1 protein-coding gene is annotated in these 1,365 nt (G+C 54.6%); it reads left to right on the top strand.

Annotated elements, in window-relative coordinates; genetic code table 11:
• The first annotated feature begins 77 nt into the window (after nt 1-77).
• Nucleotides 78-1,103, top strand: a complete 1,026-nt coding sequence (locus Q7W83_RS29440) for an IS110 family RNA-guided transposase (RefSeq protein ID WP_473658519.1) — start codon at nt 78-80, stop codon at nt 1,101-1,103.
• Nucleotides 1,104-1,365: the final 262 nt, after the last annotated feature.

Below are 1,365 nucleotides of genomic sequence, written 5' to 3'. Positions count from 1 at the left end.
GGCTAATGAGATGGTCACCCCCACACCCTGCGAGGGCTACGCTTTCGCAGGGTGTTTTGTTTTCGGAGGCCATCATCATGATCCAGTCAGCACTGATCGGTATCGATCTCGGCAAACATAATTTCCACCTTCACGGCCAGGATAAATCAGGCCGCGAGGTGTTTCGCAAGAAGCTCTCTCGGGCGCAGATGATGCAACTTTTCGGCAACATGCCGAGTTGTGTCGTGGTGATGGAAGCCTGTGCGGGGGCGCATTTTGTCGCTCGTCAGCTAGCGGCAATGGGACACACGGCCAAGCTGATTTCCCCGCAGTTCGTTAAGCCTTTCGTCAAAGGCAACAAAAATGATTTCGTCGACGCTGAAGCGATCTGTGAAGCGGCTTCCCGTCCATCTATGCGCTTTGTGACGCCTAAAACCGAGTCCCAGCAAACCCTGTCTGTTCTGCATCGGATGCGCGAATCGTTGGTGCATGACCGCACAAAAACGGCTAATCAGATGCACGGTTTCCTACTGGAATTTGGCGTCAGCCTGCCCAGAGGCCTGACCATTATGAAACGTTTGACAAATGTCTTGGCCGAGCACGAGTTGCCCGTTCGTTTGACGGTGTTGTTACAGCGTCTGCACGATCACTTCGTCTACCTGGATGAGCAAATCAGGGCGCTGGATAAAGAGCTGTCGAGCCAACTGGCCGACGATGATCTTGGTAGTCGCTTGCTGAGCATGCCATGTGTCGGCCCGATCACCGCCAGCCTGCTGGCTGTGAAAATGGGTGATGCTAAGCAGTACCGGTGCAGTCGCGATTTTGCCGCCTCAGTGGGCCTGGTGCCCAGGCAGTACAGCACGGGCGGTAAGGCGAATTTGCTCGGGATCAGCAAGCGGGGTGACAAGCACCTGCGACAACTGTTGGTGCAATGCTCCAGGGTCTATATGCAGAGGCTGGAGCATCAGAAAGGGGCACTGGCTGACTGGGTTCGAGCCTTGCTCAGTCGACGACATTCGAATGTCGTAGCCTGTGCCCTGGCTAACAAACTGGCACGTATCGCTTGGGCGATCGCGACTCACCATACGCAATATGAAGCAGGGCCAGACGCCTTGAACGCCTGACCCTGCAGTTGTTGCAGTACCACGATTCACCCTTCAGGTTTTGCGATAGCTGAACAACGGATGACGTGAACGGCCTACCGGCCTGGCGAAGATCCTGACATAAAAATCGGCTTTAGAAGCCGATGGGCTTTTTAGGATCGTCAGGCGCGACTCTCATCGTGGCGCTGGGGCATGCCCCAAACAGACGCCGGATAGATTTAAGCAAACCAACCACACCATCCGTTAATCAGTATTGCAAAAATGGGGGTGACCATAGATTTTT

It is taken from the genome of Pseudomonas sp. 300 (genome assembly GCF_055803035.1).
This window is presented reverse-complemented; position numbering and strand designations above follow the sequence as displayed.

What these genes read in the sequence shown, in the direction of transcription:
- Q7W83_RS29440 (WP_473658519.1), top strand. Translation starts at nt 78, where the DNA reads ATGATCCAGTCAGCACTGATCGGTATCGATCTCGGCAAACATAATTTC.